At 72.3% G+C, this 15432-nt stretch carries 14 protein-coding genes; 8 read left to right on the plus strand and 6 right to left on the minus strand.

The features are described from left to right. Positions 1 to 1632: DEAD/DEAH box helicase (locus NGF19_RS04075; protein WP_252422231.1), on the minus strand; the 1632-nt coding region annotated here is incomplete at its 3' end. A gap of 462 nt (positions 1633 to 2094) precedes the next feature. On the opposite strand from NGF19_RS04075, the gene NGF19_RS04080 reads away from it, so the two are divergent. Further along, the gene (locus NGF19_RS04080) at positions 2095 to 2832 is read left to right on the plus strand and encodes a ferritin-like fold-containing protein (protein ID WP_252422234.1); all 738 of its coding nucleotides are present in this window, start codon (positions 2095 to 2097) and stop codon (positions 2830 to 2832) included. A 61-nt stretch (positions 2833 to 2893) separates the two neighbouring features. Here the strand turns inward: NGF19_RS04080 and NGF19_RS04085 are convergent, their stop codons facing one another. The 4 genes from NGF19_RS04085 to NGF19_RS04100 form a co-directional block, all read right to left on the minus strand. Then, positions 2894 to 3163: a hypothetical protein gene (locus NGF19_RS04085; RefSeq protein WP_252422235.1), complete on the minus strand. Its 270-nt coding sequence runs from the start codon at positions 3161 to 3163 to the stop codon at positions 2894 to 2896. A gap of 178 nt (positions 3164 to 3341) precedes the next feature. Then, positions 3342 to 3569 (minus strand): DUF3107 domain-containing protein, encoded by a 228-nt coding sequence (locus NGF19_RS04090; protein ID WP_252422236.1) that lies wholly within the window; start codon positions 3567 to 3569, stop codon positions 3342 to 3344. Positions 3570 to 3731: 162 nt separating this feature from the next. Next, entirely contained in the window at positions 3732 to 4376 is a 645-nt protein-coding gene (locus NGF19_RS04095) for a TetR/AcrR family transcriptional regulator (RefSeq protein ID WP_252422237.1), read from the minus strand. Positions 4377 to 4532: 156 nt separating this feature from the next. Further along, on the minus strand, positions 4533 to 4754 hold the full coding sequence (locus NGF19_RS04100) for an Rv3202a family protein (protein ID WP_252422238.1): 222 nt from the start codon (positions 4752 to 4754) through the stop codon (positions 4533 to 4535). A 182-nt stretch (positions 4755 to 4936) separates the two neighbouring features. Between NGF19_RS04100 and NGF19_RS04105 the strand changes: the two genes are divergently transcribed. From NGF19_RS04105 to moeZ, 7 genes are all read left to right on the plus strand, one after another. Continuing rightward, the gene (locus NGF19_RS04105; protein WP_252422239.1) at positions 4937 to 5950 is read left to right on the plus strand and encodes an alpha/beta fold hydrolase; all 1014 of its coding nucleotides are present in this window, start codon (positions 4937 to 4939) and stop codon (positions 5948 to 5950) included. 8 nt (positions 5951 to 5958) lie between these two features. Continuing rightward, a complete protein-coding gene (locus NGF19_RS04110) occupies positions 5959 to 7290 on the plus strand; it encodes a DUF3152 domain-containing protein (protein WP_252422240.1) in 1332 nt (443 codons plus the stop codon). Positions 7291 to 7532: 242 nt separating this feature from the next. Then, a complete protein-coding gene (locus tag NGF19_RS04115) occupies positions 7533 to 9368 on the plus strand; it encodes a DUF3492 domain-containing protein (RefSeq protein WP_252422241.1) in 1836 nt (611 codons plus the stop codon). Beyond that, on the plus strand, positions 9365 to 10516 hold the full coding sequence (locus NGF19_RS04120; RefSeq protein WP_252422242.1) for a hypothetical protein: 1152 nt from the start codon (positions 9365 to 9367) through the stop codon (positions 10514 to 10516). Before NGF19_RS04115 ends, NGF19_RS04120 begins: the two co-directional genes overlap by 4 nt. A gap of 191 nt (positions 10517 to 10707) precedes the next feature. Continuing rightward, positions 10708 to 11685, plus strand: coding sequence for an NAD-dependent epimerase/dehydratase family protein (locus NGF19_RS04125; RefSeq protein WP_252422244.1), 978 nt, complete (start codon positions 10708 to 10710; stop codon positions 11683 to 11685). Further along, the gene (locus NGF19_RS04130) at positions 11673 to 12422 is read left to right on the plus strand and encodes a spherulation-specific family 4 protein (RefSeq protein WP_252422245.1); all 750 of its coding nucleotides are present in this window, start codon (positions 11673 to 11675) and stop codon (positions 12420 to 12422) included. Before NGF19_RS04125 ends, NGF19_RS04130 begins: the two co-directional genes overlap by 13 nt. 63 nt (positions 12423 to 12485) lie before the next feature. Continuing rightward, entirely contained in the window at positions 12486 to 13664 is a 1179-nt protein-coding gene (gene moeZ / locus NGF19_RS04135) for an adenylyltransferase/sulfurtransferase MoeZ (RefSeq protein WP_252422246.1), read from the plus strand. A 111-nt stretch (positions 13665 to 13775) separates the two neighbouring features. Here moeZ and NGF19_RS04140 read toward each other — a convergent pair whose 3' ends face one another. Next, a complete protein-coding gene (locus tag NGF19_RS04140) occupies positions 13776 to 15356 on the minus strand; it encodes an alpha/beta hydrolase (RefSeq protein WP_252422247.1) in 1581 nt (526 codons plus the stop codon). Positions 15357 to 15432 lie beyond the last annotated feature (76 nt).

The raw sequence follows: 15432 nt of genomic DNA on the forward strand, positions 1-15432 counted from the left end.
CGCGGCCTTGCGCGTACGACGACGGGGCTTGGTCTCCGCGACCTCCGCGACCTCCGCCGCGACCTCGGGGGTCTCGACGGCGGCGGGAGCCTCCGCCTCTACGGCCTTGCGCGTCCGACGACGGCGCGGCTTCTCCACCGGCTCGGCGGCCTCCGCCGTGTCGACGGCGACCTCGGCGGCCTCGGGCTGTTCGGTCTCCGTCACCGTGGCGACGGCGACCGGCTCCGCCGACATCCCGCCGCGCGTACGGCGGCGCCGACGCGGCGTACGCGGCTCCACGGCCTCGGCCGTCTCCACGGCGGCCGTGGCGGTGGCGTCCGGGGCGGGGGCGTCCACCGCCGCGCCGCCCCGCGTACGACGCCGACGGCGCGGCGTGCGCGCCGGGCGCTCCTGCTCGGTGGACGGGGCGGAGGAATGGCGTCCGCGCGGCTTGCGGCCGCCCGTCTCGCCCAGGTCCTCCAGCTTCTCCGCCGCGAGCCCGGCGCGCGTGCGCTCCGAGCGCGGCAGCACGCCCTTGGTGCCCTCGGGGATGCCGAGGTCGGTGAAGAGATGCGGCGACGAGGAGTACGTCTCCGGCGGGTCGTTGAAGTCCAGCTCCAGCGCCTTGTTGATGAGCTGCCAGCGCGGGATGTCGTCCCAGTCGACGAGCGTGATCGCCGTACCCGACGCGCCCGCGCGGCCGGTACGGCCGATGCGGTGCAGATACGTCTTCTCGTCCTCGGGGGACTGGTAGTTGATGACGTGCGTGACGCCTTCGACGTCGATGCCGCGCGCGGCCACGTCCGTGCAGACGAGCACGTCCACCTTGCCGTTGCGGAAGGCGCGCAGCGCCTGTTCGCGGGCGCCCTGGCCCAGGTCGCCGTGGACCGCGCCCGAGGCGAAGCCGCGCCGCTGGAGTTGCTCGGCGATGTCGGCCGCCGTCCGCTTCGTACGGCAGAAGATCATCGCGAGACCGCGGCCGTCGGCCTGCAGTATGCGCGCGACCATCTCCGGCTTGTCCATGGAGTGCGCGCGGTAGACGAACTGCGCGATGTTCGCGACGGTCGCGCCCTCGTCGTCCGGCGCGGTGGCGCGGATGTGCGTGGGCCGCGACATGTAGCGGCGGGCCAGGCCGATGACCGCGCCCGGCATGGTCGCCGAGAACAGCATGGTCTGGCGGCCGGCCGGAAGCATGTTGATGATCTTCTCGACGTCGGGCAGGAAGCCCAGGTCGAGCATCTCGTCGGCCTCGTCGAGCACCAGGCACTTCACGTGCTTCAGGTCGAGCTTGCCCTGGCCGGCGAGGTCCAGCAGACGGCCCGGGGTGCCGATGACGACATCGACGCCGTTCTTGAGGGCCTCCACCTGGGGTTCGTACGCCCGGCCGCCGTAGATCGCGGTGACGCGGACGTTGCGCACCTTGCCCGCGGTCAGGAGGTCGTTGGTGACCTGCGTGCACAGCTCGCGCGTGGGGACGACGACGAGCGCCTGCGGGGCGTCGGTGAGCGCCTCCGGCTTCGCGCGGCCCGCCTCGACGTCGGCGGGGACCGTGACGCGCTCGAGGAGCGGAAGACCGAAGCCCAGCGTCTTGCCGGTGCCGGTCTTGGCTTGGCCGATGACGTCGGTGCCGGAGAGGGCTACGGGGAGCGTCATCTCCTGGATGGGAAAGGGATGCGTGATGCCGACGGCTTCCAGAGCCTCGGCCGTCTCGGGAAGGATCCCGAGTTCTCGGAAGGTGGTAGTCAGGGTGCTGCCTCTTCTGTGAACGCGGTGCGAGGCGAGCGCGGGGGTCGTGACCGTGCCGGAATCACGTCGGCCTGCCAGGGGCGGCCTGTGGCACGGGACCACGCCGACGCTCCAGCGCTCGTACCGCTGAGGGTCCCTCCGGCTGTCGTAGGCCCCAGGGCCGTACTGACGAGGAGGGCTGTCGGGTCGGAGCCGATCGGGCCACCGACCGGGCATCCTCATACGTGCGGCCCGTCGAGACCTCGGCAGGCGCATTACCACCATACCCCGGAATCGCGCACGCGCGTCGGGCGATTCCGTCACGTAGTCGTCGTCACACTGATCGACCGTGAGCCTCGATGACACGGCGCGCGGGCTATTGTGCGCTTCATGACGACGCCTGACCACGCCCCCGACGCACCCGCCGAAGCCACCGGAATCGCCGCCCAGGACTGGGCGAAGGCCTCCGTCGATCCCCAGTACCGCGCTGCCGTCGTGGACCTGCTCGGCGCCCTCGCCTACGGGGAACTCGCGGCGTTCGAGCGGCTCGCGGAGGACGCGAAGCTCGCACCGACGCTCACGGACAAGGCGGAGCTGGCGAAGATGGCGTCCGCCGAGTTCCACCACTTCGAGCGGCTCAGGGACCGGCTCACCGAGATCGGTACGGGGCCGACGGAGGCGATGGAGCCGTTCGTCGCGGCGTACGACAGCTTCCACCGGCAGACCGCGCCCGCGGACTGGCTGGAGGGGCTCGTCAAGGCGTACGTGGGCGACTCGATCGCCAGCGACTTCTACCGCGAGGTCGCCGTCCGGCTCGACAGCGATACGCGCGGGCTCGTGCTCGCCGTCCTCGACGACACGGGGCATGCCAGCTTCGCCGTCGAGAAGGTGCGCGCCGCGATCGACGCCGACCCGCGCGTGGGCGGACGGCTCGCGCTGTGGGCGCGGCGGCTGATGGGCGAGGCCCTGTCGCAGTCGCAGCGTGTGGTGGCCGAGCGGGACGCCCTGTCGACCATGCTCGTCGGCGGTGTCGCCGACGGCTTCGACCTCGCCGAGGTCGGCCGGATGTTCTCCCGGATCACCGAGGCGCACACGAAGCGGATGGCGGCGCTGGGCCTGGCCGCCTGATCACCGGGGTCGTCCCCTCGGCCGTCCGGCCCGGCGTTGCCGCCGGGCCCGGCGCTCGGCCTCAGGCCGTCGCCGACCGGCGGCGGAGTCTTTCCGCGGGCCGCAGCAGCAAGGACAGCGAGGCCGCGCAGACGGTCAGCGCCCCGACGAGGGTCACCAGATGTCCGGTCGAGCCCAGCGCGCTGCGGGTGACCAACGCGCCGAACAGAGCCCCCGCGGCGCCGGTCGACAGCACCATCGCGCGGGCCGGAAGCCGATGGGGCAGGCGGTGCGCCGCCGCCCAGGCCAGGACGAGTCCGAGGACGGCGGAGCCGAGCGCTTCCACGAGCATGGCAATTCCCCTCCCGCACGGCTGCTGCCAGGGCAAAGCGGTCGTAGCCCGGTCCTACCCGTGGCGCGCGGACCACAATCCCCCGGGGGACGACGCGAGGGGCCGGTGACCACGCGAGGGGCCCGGTGGCATCTGCCACCGGGCCCCTCGCGTGTGATCCGGACTGCCGGATCCGTGCTTACAGCGTTCCGAAGCCCACCTTGCGCGGAGCCGGCTCGCCGATCTCCACATAGGCGAGACGGTCGGCCGGTACCAGAAGCTTGCGGCCGTGCTCGTCCACGAGGCTCAGGAGCTGCGCCTTGCCGGCCAGCGCCTCGGCCACGACCTGCTCGACCTCTTCGGCGCTCTGACCGCTCTCCAGCACGATCTCGCGGGGCGCGTGCTGCACGCCGATCTTGACCTCCACGGCTTTCCCTCCGACGGTCAGTGATGTGCGCGGCCGTCCGCGCCGTACCAGCACACATTAGCCCGGTGAGGGGATACGTACGCTCGGTCCCCGCACGCCAGGAGCGAACAGCGGACGGGAACAATGCCCGGCCGCGCCCCGCGCGGGGTCGGCGGGGGTGCGTCAGCTCTGCTGTTCGCTACCGTGCAGCGGGAAGCCCGCGATGCCCCGCCAGGCCAGCGAGGTCAGCAACTGCACCGCCTGGTCGCGCGGGACACTGCGGTCGCTGTGCAGCCAGGAGCGCGCCACGACCTGGGCGAGGCCGCCGAGCCCGGAGGCCAGCAGCATCGACTCGGCCCGCGAGAGACCGGTGTCCTCGGCGATGACGTCGCAGATGGCCTCGGCGCACTCGTGCGTGACCTTGTCGACGCGCTCGCGCACGGCGGGCTCGTTCGTCAGGTCGGACTCGAACACCAGTCGGAAGGCGCCGCCGTCGTCCTCCACGTACACGAAGTACGCGTCCATCGTGGCCCGTACGCGCTGCTTGTTGTCGGTCGTCGACGCGAGCGCGGTCCGTACGGCCTGCAGCAGGGCCTCGCAGTGCTGGTCCAGCAGGGCCAGATACAGGTCGAGCTTGCCCGGGAAGTGCTGGTAGAGCACCGGCTTGCTGACGCCCGCGCGCTCGGCGATGTCGTCCATCGCGGCGGCGTGGTAGCCCTGCGCCACGAAGACTTCCTGTGCGGCGCCCAGCAACTGGTTCCGTCGGGCACGGCGCGGCAGGCGCGTGCCTCGCGGGCGTGCCGCCTCTGTCTGCTCGATGGCTGTCACGCCGCCTCCCAAATTCGTCCATATGCGGTGTGCGCCGCCCGGCCATCGTACTTTTCGGTAACCGTGGTGTGCGCGGTGCGAGCGCAGAATTTCACGGACCGACCAGCGGCGAAAGCCGCGCAGGGATTTTCGGAAGGTGCGGGGCGCGCAGGGGCGTCACCGGTAGTCGTCCTCGTCGAGGTGGATGACGCGCTTCTGCTCCACGAGGTCCGCCTCGTTGGCGCGCAGCCGCTCCTCCTCGGTCACGGGTTCCTCCCGCTCCTGGGACAGCTCCGCGTGCTGCTCCGCCGCGTCGTGCTCCGAGGCCTCCACGTCGAGCTCGACGGTCTCGGTCTCGTCCTCCTCGAACGTCTCGGGATCCGTGGGGTCTACGGTCATGGTGGGCTCCCTTCCCAGGTTCTGGAGCGCTCCTGAAAGAGGCAGGGGCCACAGGCGGGTACCCTGCTTCGAGCCTAGGAGACACCCGATCGGGACGCTATGTGCGGTGCGTGCCGTGTGTGCTTGTCGTATGTGATGGCTCACACAGGAATGGGCGCGTGATCGTCTCGTAACATTGCCGCATGTCTTCGACCGAGCTACCGCCTGTCCCGGCCGTCAACGCGCTCCCGAAGGTGTCGCCCGTCGAGGCCGAGGGCGGCGAGCGGCTCAGGTCGGTGAGGCTGCCGGGGGCCACGCTCGCGGTGCGGTCGGGGTCGTCGGGGAACAAGGGCCTGCCGCCCGCGCTCTATGTGCACGGACTCGGCGGCTCCTCCCAGAACTGGTCGGCGCTGATGCCGCTGCTCGACGGGCTCGTCGACGGCGAGGCGGTCGATCTGCCGGGCTTCGGCGACTCGCCGCCCCCGGACGACGGCGACTACTCGGTCACCGGGCACGCGCGTGCGGTCATCCGCTATCTCGACGCGGCCGAGCGCGGCCCCGTGCACCTGTTCGGCAACTCGCTGGGCGGCGCCGTCGCCACGCGCGTGGCGGCCGTACGGCCCGATCTCGTCCGTACGCTCTCCCTCGTCTCGCCCGCGCTCCCGGAGGTCTTCATCCAGCGCGGCGCGATCCCGACGGGGCTGCTCGCACTGCCCGGCATGGCCTCCCTGTTCACCCGGTGTACCAAGGAATGGACGCCCGAGGAACGCGTGCGCGGGGTCATGGCGCTGTGTTACGGCGATCCCGGACGGGTCTCCCCCGAGGGCTTCCGCAACGCGGTCGAGGAGATGGAGCGGCGGCTGCGACTGCCGTACTTCTGGGACGCGATGGCGCGTTCCGCGCGCGGGATCGTGAACGCGTACACGCTCGGCGGGCAGCACGGGCTGTGGCGTCAGGCGGAGCGGGTGCTCGCGCCGACGCTGCTCGTGTACGGCGGCCGGGACCAACTGGTGTCGTTCCGGATGGCCCGGCGCGCGGCGCGCTCCTTCCGCGACTCCCGGCTGCTGACCCTGCCGGACGCGGGGCATGTCGCGATGATGGAGTATCCCGAGCAGGTGGCGGCGGCGTTCCGTGAACTCCTCGCCGCCGCGGGGCCGCCCGCCGGGCCGGGGGCCGTGGTCGCGGGTGGGTCCGACCGTGCCGGCGCGGGGAGTTGAGGCGCGGCGTGGGACGACACAGCCGCAAGGGGCGGGACAACGGCACGCGCGGGAACACGGTCGCCGCCTCCGGTATACCGGGGACGGACCCGTCGGCCGGGGACACGCGCGCGTCCGCGACCGAGGCGACGCACGCGCGAAGCATCCCGCGGTTCCCGCAGTACGACAACGCCCGGTACGACAACGCCCGGTACGACAACGTCGGGACGCATGCCCGGGGGGCGCAGGGCGCACCGGTCCACGAGAGCCGGGGCGGCCATCCCGAGCAGCGTGAACCGGGCGGCGGCTGGGGCGAGTTCGGGCAGGGTGCCGCGCCCGCGGGGGTACGGCAGAGCGCGCCGCCCGGACGCCGTGGACCCGGCATCCCGGGCCAGCGGACGCAGGGCGGCCCGCGCCAGGAGTATCTCGACGCCTTCGACGAGGACGACGACGTCTTCGCGCCCCGGCGCCCCCGCACCCCTCGCACCGGCAGCAGCGGCGGCGGGAACGCGTCCGACGGTCCGCCACCGGCCGAGGCGGGCGGCGGGCGTCCCAAGGAGGGCGGCAAGGGGCGCACGTTCACCGGGATCGCGGCGGCGGCCGTCGCCACGGCGCTCGCGGTCGTCGTGGCGGGCCAGGTCGCGGACGAGCACAGCGGCACGGCCGGGTCGTCGCAGTCCGCCACCGAACAGGGCGGCGACTCCTACGGCTCCTCCTCCGACGACGACGGCACGACCCCCTCCGCCTCGCCGAGCGCGACCCCGCTGACGTACGAGCAGGCGATGCACCGCACGTACCCGCTCAGCGCCACCCTGAAGGGGCCCGGCGCCTTCGACACGGTCCCCGGCACCGACAAGGTGTCCGGCAAGGGGAAGTACACCTACCGCGTGGACGTGGAGAAGGGGCTCGGCCTGGACGGCGAACTCTTCGCGCAGGCCGTGCAGCGCACCCTCAACGACAACCGCAGTTGGGCCCACGACGAGACGCATGTCTTCGAGCGCGTCTCCTCCGGCAAGCCCGACTTCGTGGTCACCCTGGCCAGTCCCGGCACCACCGCCGCCTGGTGCGCCAAGTCGGGCCTGGACACGACGCAGGACAACGTCTCCTGCGACTCGGCGTCCACCGAGCGCGTGATGATCAACGCCTATCGCTGGGCGCAGGGTTCGACGACCTACGGCGACAAGATCTACCCGTACCGCCAGATGCTGATCAACCACGAGGTCGGTCACCGACTCGGCAACAACCACGTGACCTGCCAGAAGGACGGCCAGTTGGCCCCGGTCATGCAGCAGCAGACCAAGTTCCTCGACCACGACGGCATCCACTGTCTGCCCAACCCCTGGCCGTATCCCAGGAGTTGACGGCGCGTCGATGGTGCCTCGCCAACGCGTCAAGGGCGGCCGTCCGACGCGTCCGCCAGTGGCTGCCTGATGTCGTAGCGCGCTAGAACGCGGTCCGTACGGGAAAGTTACGACCGTTCACCCCTTTTGGTGGCGCGATGGACAACCGTCCGTCGCGCCACCGTCGTGTCCGCATACGTTCGTCCCGCTGCGAGCCGCCGGGGCAACGGCGGCTCCTCGGACGGGAGATCGGGGGTGCGTTCGTGCGTATCGGACTGCTGACGGAGGGTGGCTATCCGTATGTGGGCGGTGAGGCCAGGCTCTGGTGCGAGCGCCTGGTACACGGGCTCGCGCAGCACGAGTTCGACGTCTATGCGCTCAGCCGCGGCGAGCGGGAGGAGGTCGAGGGCTGGGTCCCGCTGCCGCCGCAGGTCAGCCGGGTACGGACGGCACCGCTGTGGGCCGCGGAGGACGACGGCGTGGTCCATGGACGCCGCGCGCGACGGCGGTTCGCCGAGGCGTACGGGGACCTGGTCGGCGCGCTGTGCTCGGCTTCGGAGCCGGTCGCGTCGCCGAGCGCGTCCGAAGTCGTCGACTCGGCAGCCGTCGACTCCGTAGCCCTCGACTCCGCAGTCGTCGAGCCCGAGGCGGACCGTTTCGGCAGCGCTCTCTACGCCCTCGCCGAACTCGCCCGCGACGAAGGCGGACTGAGCGGCGCGCTGCGGTCCGAGACCGCCGTCCGCGCGCTGGAGAGCGCCTGTCACGCGCCGGGCGCCCTGCGCGCGGCGCGCACGGCGCGCGTGCCCGATCTGCTCGAAGTGGCCGCGCAGGTCGAACGTGCCCTGCGCCCCCTCTCGCTCGACTGGTACGCGGACGACGGACTCGGCGCGGTCGACCTCTGCCATGCCACGACGGGCGGTGCCGCGGCCCTTACCGGGCTGCTCGCGCGGCACTTCGCCGGGGTCCCGCTGCTCGTCACCGAGTACGGCGTCCGGTTGCGCGCCCACTACCTGGGGGCGCCGGGCGAGGCACCCTCCGCGGTACGCGCGGTGCTCGCCGCCTTCCATCGCAGGCTGGCCGCCGAGGTGTACCGGCGCGCCACGTGCATCACGCCCGGCAACGCCCACGCGCGCCGGTGGCAGGAACGCTGCGGCGCCGACCGCGCCAAGCTGCGCACGGTCTACCCCGGCATGGACGCGTCCCGCTTCACGGCGGTGGGCGAGTCGCCCGACGGCGCGGATCCGGCCACGCTGGTCTGGGTCGGGCGCGTCGAGCCCGCCAAGGACCTGGTCTCCCTGCTTCACGCCTTCGCGCGCATCCGCGCGGCGGAGCCGACGGCACGGCTGCGGATCGTGGGGGCCGTCCCCGATCCCGAGGGCGCCGCCTACCTCGGGCACTGCAAGGCCCTGGCCGAGCATCTCTTCCCCGACGAGGCCGAAGGCGCGTACGCCGTCGGTGACAATCCGGTGTCCTTCGAGGACATCGGCGGTCCTCAGGCGCCCGACCTGGCGGAGGTCTACGGGGCCGGGGCGGTCGTCGTCCTGTCGAGCGTCATCGAGGGCTTCCCGATCAGCCTGGTGGAGGCGATGCTCTGCGGGCGGGCCACCGTGTCCACGGACGTCGGCGCGGTGGTCGAGGTCATAGGGGGTACGGGGCTCGCGGTCCCGCCGCGCAACCCGCGGGCGCTCGCGGAGGCGTGCGTGGCACTGCTGCGCGACCCCGCGCGCCGTGAGCGCCTCGGCGCAGCCGCCCGCGCGCGAGCCCTCGAACTCTTCACCATCGAGCAGAACATCGCGGCGTTCCACGAGCTGTACCTGGAGATCGTCTCCCACGAGCCGGTACGGCGCGTGCTCGTCGACGGGGCGGGCGAACCGCGCCCCTTCGGCGCGCCCACGGAGGCGCACCTGCCCGGCCGCTGGACCGGGCGACGCCGTCCACTCAGGAGACCGCGCTGGGCGTTGCCGCCCGAACACGACACGGCCAGACAGGACTTGCCCGGATACGACATGCCCGAACAGGACCTGCCCGGACACGGCACCCCCGAGCCCGACACGGCGGCGCACCACGCGCCCGTCCCGGCGGCGGAGGGCGTGCGATGAGCGACCTGGGAGAACTGGACCGCCTCGCGTCCACGGACGACCTCGACACGGCCCGCAAGCCGTCCCCGGCCCGCCGCGTCGGCGTCGACCCCGTCAAGGCGCTGATGCGACGCCACCACGACCTGTGCGAACGGGCCGTCGACCCACTGGAGATCGCGGCCGGACTGGAGGCGCACGGCCTGACCGACCGGGCCGCCGCGCGCTTCCGCCACCGCGACGTGTTCTCGCTCGCCGAGGAGATGTACGCGCGCGTGCCACGCTCAGGTGATCAACTCCCGCCGTCGTACGACCTGTTGGACGTCGCCCAGGAGCGAGGGCCGTGGGCCCTCCTCGCGCTGCTGCCCGGCGCGCTGTGCGCGGCCACCCTCGTCGGGCAGCGGCTCACCGAGGGCCGCGTCCGCGTCACCGTCGTCGCGCTCGGCGTTCTCGCCGTCGCCCTGGGCCTGCGCGCGGCCCTGCGCCGAGGCCCGTTGCGCGCCCCGTCCGGCACCGGGCCGAACACCGGCCGCGCGGCCACATGGTGGCTGCTCGCGTACGCCCTCCTCGGCGACGGACTGCTGCGCACCGCGCTGGAAGGCGGCCCCGACGGCGCCTGGCCCCCGGCCCCCGTGCCCGTCCTGGCTCTCGCCCTGGCCTTCGCCCCGGCCACCTGGTGCGCCCGCCTCCTCGCCGTACGCGCGCGCCGCCGACTCGCCGCCAGCCGCGGCCTGGAGGAGTTCGCCTCCTCGATCACCCCGCTGCTGCTGGGCGTGGTCGCGCTCTTCCTGTGCGCCCTGGGCGCGCTGCTCGTGCTGTGCGGGCTGGTGCTCGGCGCGTACGGGGGCACGGGAGCGTACGCAGGCGCGGGCGCCCTCGGCGCGCTCCTGCTGATCGCCCGGCTGCTCACCTCACACGGCTTCGGGCAGGCTCCGGCGGTCGCCCTCGCCACCGCAGCCGCCGCCGAGTGCACGGCCCTGAGTTCGGTCTTCGCCGGGCGCCTCCCCGGCTGCTCGTTCCTGGCCACCCCGGTCCACGTGCTCGCCGACACCTGGGGCGCGGACGCCGTCCCCCTCGTCGTCTGCGCGCTGACCGCCCTGATCCTGCTGATCCACGCGACCCGAACCCTCACCCGGGCCTCGGCCCACGCCCAGCCGTCCGGATCACCCTGAGCCCGCGGCTCGGGCCGCCCCATCGGCGCGCCATGAGCCGCAGCCGTCGCCCGGGACCCGGTCCGCGCCCCGGGCACGCGCCTCCCGCGGGACCGACACCGCGGGCCCCTCTCGTCCCTCGGCACCACCCTTGAAGGAGAACGCCAGATGATCACCTCCCGAACCGGAGAGTCCGCCCCGGGAGCCGCCCGATGAGGGTCCTGCTGATCGGAGCCAACGGCTATCTCGGTCGCTTCGTCGCCGACCGCCTGCTCGCCGATCCCGCCGTGCAGCTCACCGCGCTCGGCCGCGGCGACGACGCCGACGTACGGTTCGACCTCGCGTCCGGCAGCCCCGGCGCGCTCACCCGCTTCCTGGACGCCGTGCACCCCGGGGTCGTCGTCAACTGCGCGGGGGCGATCCGCGGCGGCGCCCGCGAGCTCACCCGGCACAACACCGTCGCCGTCGCCACGGTCTGCGAGGCCCTGCGCCGCAGCGGGTGCGGGGCCCGCCTGGTGCAGCTCGGCTGCAGCGCCGAGTACGGCCCGAGCCAGCCCGGCTCCTCCACGGCCGAGGACGCGGTCCCGCGCCCCGGAGGCCCGTACGGCGTCAGCAAGCTCGCCGCCACCGAACTCGTCCTCGGCTCGGGGCTCGACGCGGTCGTGCTCCGCGTCTTCTCGCCCGCCGGACCCGGCACGCCCGCCGGATCCCCGCTCGGCCGCCTCGCCGAGGCCATGCGCCGCGCCATGCAGGCCGGTGACAGCGAACTCAAGCTCGGCGGCCTCGGCGTCCAGCGTGACTTCGTCGACGTGCGCGATGTCGCGCGTGCCGTCCACGCGGCCTCCCTCTCCGCCGCCCAAGGCGTGATCAACATCGGCTCGGGGCGCGCCGTACGCCTGCGTGACGCAGCCGCCGTCCTCACGCGCGTCGCCGGCTACGGAGGCGCCCTGAACGAGGTCGACGGACCCCCCGGCCCGGCACGGCCCGTCCTCGCCCACCCCCGCGCCGAAGCCCACCCCCGCGGCGAACAGGAGCAGACGCCCCCGGTCGCGTACCCCTACCCGGACGGCTGCGGAAGCTGGCAGCAGGCCGACGTACGCACGGCACGCGACCGGCTCGGCTGGCGGCCGAGGATCAGCCTGGAAGAGTCCCTCGCCGACATCTGGATGGAGGCGGCATGCCGCATCTGATCCGTACGACGACGGGCGCCACCCGCACCGACCTGGGCCCCGGGCTCGGCATCCCCGGCTACGCGCATCCCCTCGTCGCGCCCGAGGAGTGGGACGCGCTCACCCGGCCGGGCGTCCCGCTCCACTGGGTCGTCCTCAACGTGAACGAGGGCCCCGGCACCCGGCCCGACCCGCACTGCGAGGACGCGGCGGGACGGCTGCACACCACGGGCGCGCGCGTGCTCGGGCATCTCGACCTCGCCCAAGGCGCGCGCGGTCTCGCCGAGCTGTTCTCCGAGGCGCACCGGTATCTCGACTGGTACCGGGTCGACGGCTTCCTGCTGGACCGCTGCCCCGCGGAGCGCGCCGCGCTCCCCGAGGTCCGCCGCGCGATCACCAGGCTGCGCTCCCTGCTCGACCCGGGGCATGTCGTCCTCGGCCACGGCACGCACCCGTATCCCGGATACGCGGAGATCGCCGACCAACTGGTCACCTTCCGCGGCCCCTGGAGCGACTACCGCTGGTCACAGGTGGCGGAGTGGACCGCCGACCATCCGCCCGAGCGGTTCTGCCATCTCGTGCACGGCGTGCCCCGCGGCCATCTCGACGAGGCGTTGCGCATCGCCCGCTGGCAGGGCGCCGCGACGATCTGGTTCACGGACCGTACGGCGCGCGGCGGTCACGCCGATCCCTGGAAGGCCATGCCCGGCTACTGGGACGAGATCGTCTCGCGGATCGGAAGGGGTGTCTCGGAATGAAGAAGGGCGTGGCAGTGTTGACGGGAGAACCACTGTCGTGATCGATCGACCAACGGAGTCCCCGTGTCGCTGCCACCCCTGGTCGAGCCCGCCGCCGAGCTCACCGTAGACGAGGTCCGCAGGTACTCCCGCCACCTGATCATCCCGGATGTCGGGATGGACGGGCAGAAGCGGCTGAAGAACGCCAAGGTGCTGTGTGTGGGCGCCGGCGGTCTGGGCTCGCCCGCGCTCATGTACCTGGCCGCGGCCGGTGTGGGCACCCTCGGCATCGTGGAGTTCGACGAGGTCGACGAGTCGAACCTGCAACGGCAGATCATCCACAGCCAGTCCGACATCGGCCGCTCCAAGGCCGAGTCCGCGCGGGACAGCGTCAAGGGCATCAACCCGTATGTGGACGTGATCCTTCACGAGGAGCGGCTCGAGGCCGACAACGTGATGGACATCTTCAGCCAGTACGACCTGATCGTCGACGGCACGGACAACTTCGCGACCCGCTACCTGGTCAACGACGCGTGCGTGCTGCTCAACAAGCCGTACGTGTGGGGTTCGATCTACCGCTTCGACGGCCAGGCCTCCGTCTTCTGGTCCGAGCACGGCCCCTGCTACCGCTGCCTGTACCCCGAGCCCCCGCCGCCGGGCATGGTCCCGTCCTGCGCCGAGGGCGGTGTGCTGGGCGTGCTGTGCGCGTCCATCGGGTCCATCCAGGTCACCGAGGCGATCAAGGTCCTCACCGGCACGGGCGAGCCGCTGGTCGGCCGACTGATGATCTACGACGCCCTGGAGATGCAGTACCGCCAGGTCAAGGTCCGCAAGGACCCGAACTGCGCGGTGTGCGGCGAGAACCCGACCGTCACCGAACTCATCGACTACGAGGCCTTCTGCGGCGTCGTCTCCGAGGAGGCGCAGGCAGCCGCCGCCGACTCCACGATCACTCCCAAGCAGCTCAAGGAGTGGATGGACGACGGCGAGAACATCGAGATCATCGACGTCCGCGAGCCGAACGAGTACGAGATCGTCTCCATCCCGGGCGCCCGGCTGATCCCGAAGAACGAGTTCCTCATGGGCACGGCCCTGGGCAGCCTTCCGCAGGACAAGAAGATCGTCTTGCATTGCAAGACGGGTGTCCGCAGTGCGGAAGTCCTCGCGGTCCTGAAGTCCGCGGGCTTCGCGGACGCGGTCCACGTGGGCGGCGGCGTGATCGGCTGGGTGAACCAGATCGAACCGCACAAGCCGGTCTACTGACCGACACGACCGACACGACCGACGACACCCCCGTCGAACCCGAAGAAGCCCACAGCCGCTGACCAGTTCAGCGGCTGTGGGCTTCTTTCGCGACCAGTGCCTGAGACGGCACTAGGAGCAGACCGTGCCGTTCGGCGGGACCTTGCCGTCCAGCAGATAGCGGTTCACCGTGTTCTGGACGCATACGTTCTTGCTGTTGTACGCGCCATGTCCCTGGCCCTTGTACGTCAGTTGGACGCCGACACCCTTGCCCAGCGCGATCGCCATCCTGCGCGCACCCTCGTACGGGGTCGCGGGGTCACCGGTGTTGCCGACGACGAGGATCGGCGGGGCGCCGGGCGCGCTCACGTCCGGGTGGTAAGCGGCGCCCTGCACCGGCCAGTTGGCGCAGCTCAGCAGGGACCAGGCCAGGAGGTCGCCGAACAGCGGGGAGACGGCCCGGAACCCCGGCAGCTTCGCCCGCACCTCGGCGGTGGTGTACCGCGGCTTCTCGTCCGCGCAGTTGATCGCGACGTTCGCGGCGGTGAGGTTGCTGTAACGGCCGTCCTCGTTGCGCCCGTTCAGCGTGTCCGACAGCAGCATCAGCAACCTGCCGTCACCCATGTACGCCAGCTCGAGACCCTCGGTCAGGTACGGCCAGAAGTTCTTGGAGTACAGCGCCTGCACGATGCCGTTGGTCGCGGCGGTCCGGGTCAACTGGCGGGAGGGCGCGCCGGGAAGGGGCTTGCGGTCGAGTTCCTTCAGCAGGGCGGTGATCCGGTTCTGGACGTCCTGCACGGTCCTGCCGACCGGGCATCCCGCGCTCCGCGCGACGCAGTCCCGCGCGTAGTTGTCGAACGCCAATTGGAAGCCCCTGGCCTGGCCGAGCGAGAGCTGATCCGGTGTCTGCGTCGGATCGACCACCGCGTCGAACACGGCCCGCCCGACATGCGTGGGGAACAAGTGCGCGTAGACGCCGCCCAGTTCGGTGCCGTACGAGATGCCGAAGTAGTACAGCTTGCGGTCGCCGAGCAGTTGGCGCATCAGGTCCATGTCGCGCGCCGTGTCGGTCGTCCGCAGATACGGCAGCAGCCTTCCGGAGTGCTGCTCGCAGCCGCTGTTGAACTGCTTGATGTTGTTCAGGAACGTGCGCTGCTCGGCCGGTGTCGTGGGCGTCGCGTCCTGCTGGAAGAACTTGTCGAGCTGTTGGTCGGTCTTGCACTTCACGCCCGCGCTGCGCCCGACCCCGCGCGGGTCGAAGCTCACCAGGTCGTACCGGGTGCGCAGGGTCGCGTAGTCCGGTGCGAAGGCGGGCAGCGAGGAGACGCCGGAGCCGCCGGGCCCACCGAAGTTGAAGACGAGCGAGCCGATCCGCTGACTCGGGGCGCCGCCGGCCTTCGCCCGGATCAGCGCGATGTCGATGGTGCCGTTGCTGGGGTCGTTCCAGTTCAGGGGCGCCTTCATGGTCGCGCACTGCCATCGGGTGCCGTCCGGCAGCGGCGCGGGCGCGCTGCCGCCGCCCTCCGCCTCGGACGGCGGCGGGCAGTTCTCCCAGGCCAACTTCTGCCCCGACAGGCCCCCTTGGACAGGGCCCGGCTGTACGGGACCCACCTGCCCCTCCGGTACGGGGCCACGGGCGCAGCCGGCGACGAGGGCGGGCAGCAGGGCGGCGGCGGTCAGGGCGGCGGCGCGGGTCCGCGAAGGCTTCGGCATGGTCTCATCGTGGAGCCGCACCACGTGGGGCGCTCGGGGCGCGAGCCGTGCGGGTGAGATCCGATTCCCCGGCGCG

It is taken from the genome of Streptomyces macrolidinus (assembly GCF_023887685.1).
Classification (GTDB): Bacteria; Actinomycetota; Actinomycetes; order Streptomycetales; family Streptomycetaceae; genus Streptomyces; species Streptomyces macrolidinus.

Bases quoted from the DNA above. Each gene is read 5' to 3' on its own strand.
- NGF19_RS04120 (WP_252422242.1), top strand. From the start codon at position 9,365: ATGAGCGACCTGGGAGAACTGGACCGCCTCGCGTCCACGGACGACCTC.
- NGF19_RS04100 (WP_252422238.1), bottom strand. From the start codon at position 4,754: ATGACCGTAGACCCCACGGATCCCGAGACGTTCGAGGAGGACGAGACC.
- NGF19_RS04085 (WP_252422235.1), bottom strand. From the start codon at position 3,163: ATGCTCGTGGAAGCGCTCGGCTCCGCCGTCCTCGGACTCGTCCTGGCC.
- NGF19_RS04140 (WP_252422247.1), bottom strand. From the start codon at position 15,356: ATGCCGAAGCCTTCGCGGACCCGCGCCGCCGCCCTGACCGCCGCCGCC.
- NGF19_RS04105 (WP_252422239.1), top strand. From the start codon at position 4,937: ATGTCTTCGACCGAGCTACCGCCTGTCCCGGCCGTCAACGCGCTCCCG.
- NGF19_RS04080 (WP_252422234.1), top strand. From the start codon at position 2,095: ATGACGACGCCTGACCACGCCCCCGACGCACCCGCCGAAGCCACCGGA.
- NGF19_RS04130 (WP_252422245.1), top strand. From the start codon at position 11,673: ATGCCGCATCTGATCCGTACGACGACGGGCGCCACCCGCACCGACCTG.
- NGF19_RS04125 (WP_252422244.1), top strand. From the start codon at position 10,708: ATGAGGGTCCTGCTGATCGGAGCCAACGGCTATCTCGGTCGCTTCGTC.